This window comes from Streptomyces sp. NPDC006197, from assembly GCF_040613865.1.
Taxonomy (GTDB): Bacteria; Actinomycetota; Actinomycetes; order Streptomycetales; family Streptomycetaceae; genus Streptomyces.
Genome location: NZ_JBEXSZ010000256.1, coordinates 1 through 5,300 on the forward strand (window position 1 = coordinate 1; position 5,300 = coordinate 5,300).

The following is a 5,300-nucleotide window of genomic DNA, read 5'->3' on the forward strand; positions in this document are numbered from 1 at the left end:
CGGGCCGGGTACGGGAGCGTGCGGTGGAAGGTGGTGGTGCGTCAGTGGTGCGTCAGCGGTATGGGCGGGGCGCGAGGGTGCGGCCGACGCGCCCCCCAGCTCGGGGGTGCGGCGCGCCGCCGTTTCCCCCGCCGGGACCGGCGAACCGATCACGGCCCGCCGGCGTCCCTCCGGCCATGGAGACGCTCACCCACGGGATACGTCAGCTGCTGCGCTTCGCGGTCCTGGAGGCGCGCTGCTGCGCCTTCGCCGTCGCGCTCGTCGGCGGCATCGCCGTCTCGGCCCTGCTGCCCGAACTGCCGGTCGCCCGCTACGACCTGCTGCTCCTGTACGGCGTCGGGCTCACCGTCCTCGCGTGGAAGGTCGGCTGGGACACCGGCCGAGACGTCGCCGTGATCGCCGGGTGCCATGCCATCGGCCTCCTCTTCGAGCTGGTCAAGGTGCGGATGGGCTCCTGGAGCTATCCGGAGGACGCCCTGACGAAGTTCGGCGGCGTGCCGCTGTACGGCGGGTTCCTGTACGCGGCGCTCGGCAGCTACGTCTGCCGTGCCTGGCACCTGTTCGACCTGCGGCTCACGGGCTACCGGCCCCGGATCACGGCGGTCCTCGCCGGGGCCGTGTACGTGAACTTCTTCAGCCATCACTGGCTGCCCGACGCCCGCTGGGCCCTGGCCGCGCTGCTGCTCGTCGCGACGGCGGGGACCCGGGTCCGGTTCCGGGTCGGCGAGAGCGACCACCGGATGCCCCTGGCCCTGTCCTTCGTCCTGATCGGCTTCTTCCTCTGGGTCGCCGAGAACGCGGCCACGTACGTCGGCGCCTGGAGCTACCCGGACCAGCTGGACGGCTGGCAGCCCGTCTCCCTCACGAAGTTCGGCGCCTGGGCGCTACTCATCACGGTCACGTTCACCCTTACGGCAAATCGGACATTCTTCACGCGGGGCCGCCGGAACCGTGCTACAGTAGAGATCAGTTGCAGTCGTGGTTCCCATTGAGCTTACAAGTGCCTTCGGCGATTCGACATCGTCGGGCACTTTATGTGTTTTCGGTGCAGTTTTCCGGACGGGGCAATCATCACGGCGACGCCGGGATCCGCACAGTGCGGCTCCCAGGGCTACGCCCCGAAGGAGATATGACATGGCTACTGGCACCGTGAAGTGGTTCAACTCGGAAAAGGGCTTCGGCTTCATCGAGCAGGAGGGTGGCGGCCCGGACGTGTTCGCCCACTACTCCAACATCGCCACCTCCGGCTTCCGTGAGCTCCAGGAAGGCCAGAAGGTGTCCTTCGACGTCACGCAGGGCCAGAAGGGCCCGCAGGCGGAGAACATCGTTCCCGCCTGACGTTGACACGTACGACGCGGCCGGGGCCCCCACCCATGCGGTGGGGGCCCCGGCCCGTCGCATTTTCCAGACTTCCCCACGGACCAGGTGCCGCATGAACACCACGCCCCACGAGGACGCCTCCACGGCGGCCGTGACCTTCGCCGCCTTCGACCTGCCGGCCGACCTGCTCGCGGAGCTCACCCGCCGCGGCGTCGAGACGCCCTTCCCGATCCAGGCCGCCACGCTCCCGGACGCCCTCGCGGGCCGCGACGTCCTCGGACGCGGGCGGACCGGCTCCGGCAAGACGCTCGCGTTCGGCCTGCCGCTCCTCGCCCGCACCGCCGGGCGCCGGGCCGAGGCCCGCAAGCCGCTCGCCCTGGTCCTGGTCCCCACCCGCGAGCTGGCCCAGCAGGTCACCGACGCCCTCGCCCCGTACGCCGAGGCCCTGGGGCTCCGCCTGGCCACCGTGGTCGGCGGCATGTCGATCGGGCGGCAGGCCACGGCGCTGCGCGACGGGGCCGAGGTCCTGATCGCCACCCCCGGCCGGCTCATGGACCTCGTCGAGCGCAAGGACTGCCGTCTCGACCGGGTGGCCGTCACCGTCCTCGACGAGGCCGACCGGATGGCCGACATGGGCTTCCTGCCGCAGGTGACGGAGCTGCTCGACCAGGTGCCGGGCACCGGCCAGCGGCTGCTGTTCTCGGCCACGCTCGACCATGACGTCGACCAGCTGGTCGAGCGCTACCTCCAGGACCCGGCCGGCCACTCCGTCGACCCCTCGGCCGCGGCCGTCTCCACCATGGAGCACCACGTGCTGCACGTGCACGGCGCCGACAAGTTCGCCACCGCCACGGAGATCGCCGCCCGCGACGGGCGCGTGATCATGTTCCTGCACACCAAGGCCTCCGTCGACCGCTTCACCAAGCACCTCCTCGGCAGCGGCGTGCGGGCCGCGGCGCTGCACGGCGGCAAGTCGCAGCCGCTGCGGACCCGGGCCCTGGAGCGCTTCAGGACCGGCGAGGTCCCCGTCCTGGTCGCCACGGACGTGGCGGCGCGCGGCATCCACGTCGACGAGCTCGACCTGGTCGTCAACGTCGACCCGCCCGCCGACTCCAAGGACTACCTGCACCGCGGCGGGCGCACCGCCCGCGCGGGCGAGTCGGGCCTCGTCGTCACGCTGGTCACGCCCGAGGAACGCCGCGACGTGGCCCGCCTCCTGACGGAAGCCGGCATCCGCCCCCGCGAGACCCGGGTCCGCTCCGGCGAGGCCGAGCTGACCCGTATCACCGGCGCCCGCAAGCCCTCCGGCGTACCGGTCGACGGCAGCGCGCCGAGCCAGGAGCGCGACCGGCGCGGCGGTGCGGCCTTCCGGGGCATCGGCACCGTCCCGGGCCGCCCGGGCCGCGCGAAGAACGAGTCCCGCCGGGCCGCCGAGGCGCGCAAGACGGCGGAGGCCCGCCGGGCGGCGAAGGTGCGCCGGGGCGGCTGACCGGACGGCTCGATCCGTCCCGGAACCGGGGCCCGGACCCGGCGCCCCGTCACCAGGCCCGGTGACGCCCCAGTGACGGCGAAGCCCCTCCCGTGCGGAAAGGGCCGTCCGGCCGGAGCCCGAACTCCGGCCGGACGGCGGGCGCCTGGACTCCGGCCGGGCCGACGGGTTTCCGGCCTCCGGCCGGACGGCGGGCGTCGTCAGACGCTCCAGATCTCCTTCATCGTGTCCACTTCGCCCTTGGCGTTCAGCGCGACCTCGTAGACGTTGCCGTAGCAGCCGTAGGGCGCCTCCACCTTGGGGTAGTCGTCGGGAGCCCCGATCTCCTGGGCCAGGCAACGGTCGACGTGCAGGGCGAGCTGCTCGTGGTCGACCTGCTTCGACTGACCGGGGCCGAGGGCGAGGTACGCCTTGACGTTCTCGGGAAGGACGTAGTGCTTGGTCGGGTCCCCCTTGTCGGCGCCGTAGATCCAGTCGTTCGGCGTGCAGTGCGGCTTGGCCTCCGCGGCCTCGAAGCCGCCGGCGTCGCGCATCAGCCGGACCTTCAGCTTCAGGTGCCCGGCGGGCAGGGTCGGCGGCTTGCCGCAGTCGCCGCCCTTTCCGTCGCCGTCGACGTCGTCGGCCGGGGCGCCGTCCCCGGCCTCGCCGGGAGCCGACGTCCCGGACGCGGTGGCCGACGGCGAGGCGCTGCTGCCGGAACCTCCGACCGGGCCTCCGGCGGTGGGGTCCTCCGGGCCGCAGGCGGCGACGCCGCTCAAGGTGGCGAGAAGCGCGATCGCGCCGAGGACACGGCGGGTTGAGGTCATTCTTCCATTCCCCCGAATGCAAAGAGCTCGATGTTGTGATCATGATTGATCGACGGAGCTTTCTACCCCACGGGGCTGCCGAAAGGCCAAGGGGCGCGACCGGGCGGGGCCCGTCAGCCCCGCCCCGGGGCCCTCGCCGTGACCAGCAGGCCCGTCAGGAGGCCCGCGAGGAGCAGGAGGCCGGCGGCGGTCCAGAAGGTGACGGAGTAGCCGCCCAGGACGGCCTCGTTCGTCTGCGTGACGGTCTCCCTCAGCACTTCCGGGAACTGATGCGGGTCGATGAGGACGCCGTTGCGGGCCGCCTCCCCCGGGGACGGCGAGAGGGCCTCGATCTCGTCGAGGCGGCTGGAGACCGCCGCGGTGAGGACGCTGCCGAACAGCGGCGTGGCGAGCCATCCGCCGAGGCCCTGGGCCGCCAGGACGGCCCCCGCCGTGCCGCCGGAGCCCACGGGGCCGGTGGCGCCGGTCGCGGTGGCGAGCAGCGGTCCCAGGGCCAGGCCGAGGCCCAGGCCGACGAGGAGGGTGCCGGGCAGGACGACGGTGGCGTACGAGCTGTCGGCCTCCAGGCGGGCCAGGAGTCCCATGCCGACGGCCGCGAGGACCAGGCCCGGGACGGCGAGGTGGCGGGCCGCCAGCCGGGCCTGGAGGCGGCCGGAGATCTGGGCGGCGACGAGGACGGCGCCGGCCATGGGCAGCAGGTCGAGGCCCGTCTGGGAGGGGGTGTGGTCGAGGAGGACCTGGAGGTACAGGAACACGATCAGGAACAGGGTCGGGGTGCTCAGGCCGACGAGCGCGAGGACGAGGAGGGAGACGGCCCGGTCCCGGTCCCGGAAGAGACCGCGCGGGACGAGCGGGTCGCTCGTGCGGGTCTGCCACCACACGAAGATCACCAACAGGGCCACACCGACCAGCAGGAGGACCACGGTCAGGGGCGCGGTCCAGCCGCGAGCGTCCATGTCCTGGACCTCCTGGGCCCGGTCGAAGCCGAAGACGAGGGCGGCCAGCGCACCGGTGCCGAGCAGCAGGCCCGGCCCGTCGAGGCGGGCGGCGGCGCGGGCCGACCGGTCGTCCGCCAGCAGGGCGGCCGGGAGGGCGGCGAGCAGGGCGAGCGGGACGGCGGCGAACAGGGACCAGCGCCAGCTCAGGGTCTCGGCCAACCAGCCGCCCGTGAACGCGCCGACGGCCGCCCCGCCTCCGGCGAGCACGGCGTAGACCCCGAAGGCGGTGCCGCGCTCCTTCGGGTCGGTGAAGCCGCCGCCCACCAGGGCGAGCGCGGTCGAGGAGAGCAGCGCGGCGAAGACGCCCTGAAGGGCGTGTGCCGTGATGAGCACGCCGGCGGCGGGGGCCATGCCACCGAGCACCGAGGCGAGGGCGAAGCCGGCAAGGCCGAGGAACGCCGCCCGTCTGCGGCCCAGGAGATCGGTGAGGTGTCCGCCGAGCAGGAGCAGGGCGCCGAAGGCGATCCCGTAGGCGAGGGACATCAGCCGGAGGTCCCCGACGGCGATGGCGAGGTCGGCCTGGATGGCCGGCAGCACGACGTTCGTACTCGTGGCGCCGACGAGGACCAGGAACTGCGCCGCCGCGGCGAAGGCCAGGCCCCACCACCGGCGGGGGGACGGGCCGGGCTGTCCGGCCGGGGCGGTGGGCGTCCGGACGGCGCCTTGAGGGCGACGTCGCTGGCGTAC

5 protein-coding genes are annotated in these 5,300 nt (G+C 73.6%); 3 read left to right on the forward strand and 2 right to left on the reverse strand.

Translation table 11 applies throughout. The features are described 5' to 3' along the window. Positions 1-176: 176 nt before the first annotated feature. From ABZ318_RS38850 to ABZ318_RS38860, 3 genes are all read left to right on the forward strand, one after another. Positions 177-992 (forward strand): DUF817 domain-containing protein, encoded by an 816-nt coding sequence (locus ABZ318_RS38850; protein ID WP_356907129.1) that lies wholly within the window; start codon positions 177-179, stop codon positions 990-992. 142 nt (positions 993-1,134) lie between these two features. Beyond that, positions 1,135-1,338: a cold-shock protein gene (locus ABZ318_RS38855; protein ID WP_033323720.1), complete on the forward strand. Its 204-nt coding sequence runs from the start codon at positions 1,135-1,137 to the stop codon at positions 1,336-1,338. Between the two features lie 94 nt (positions 1,339-1,432). After that, positions 1,433-2,809: a DEAD/DEAH box helicase gene (locus tag ABZ318_RS38860; RefSeq protein ID WP_356907130.1), complete on the forward strand. Its 1,377-nt coding sequence runs from the start codon at positions 1,433-1,435 to the stop codon at positions 2,807-2,809. Between the two features lie 200 nt (positions 2,810-3,009). Here the strand turns inward: ABZ318_RS38860 and ABZ318_RS38865 are convergent, their stop codons facing one another. Both ABZ318_RS38865 and ABZ318_RS38870 read right to left on the reverse strand, forming a co-directional pair. Beyond that, positions 3,010-3,615, reverse strand: coding sequence for a hypothetical protein (locus ABZ318_RS38865; RefSeq protein WP_356907131.1), 606 nt, complete (start codon positions 3,613-3,615; stop codon positions 3,010-3,012). 113 nt (positions 3,616-3,728) lie between these two features. Beyond that, positions 3,729-5,300, reverse strand: a 1,572-nt coding sequence (locus tag ABZ318_RS38870) for an MFS transporter (protein ID WP_356907132.1), incomplete at its 5' end; no start/stop codon positions are given.

Coding starts and splice junctions, on each gene's coding strand:
- ABZ318_RS38850 (WP_356907129.1), top strand. CDS start 177: ATGGAGACGCTCACCCACGGGATACGTCAGCTGCTGCGCTTCGCGGTC.
- ABZ318_RS38855 (WP_033323720.1), top strand. CDS start 1,135: ATGGCTACTGGCACCGTGAAGTGGTTCAACTCGGAAAAGGGCTTCGGC.
- ABZ318_RS38860 (WP_356907130.1), top strand. CDS start 1,433: ATGAACACCACGCCCCACGAGGACGCCTCCACGGCGGCCGTGACCTTC.
- ABZ318_RS38865 (WP_356907131.1), bottom strand. CDS start 3,615: ATGACCTCAACCCGCCGTGTCCTCGGCGCGATCGCGCTTCTCGCCACC.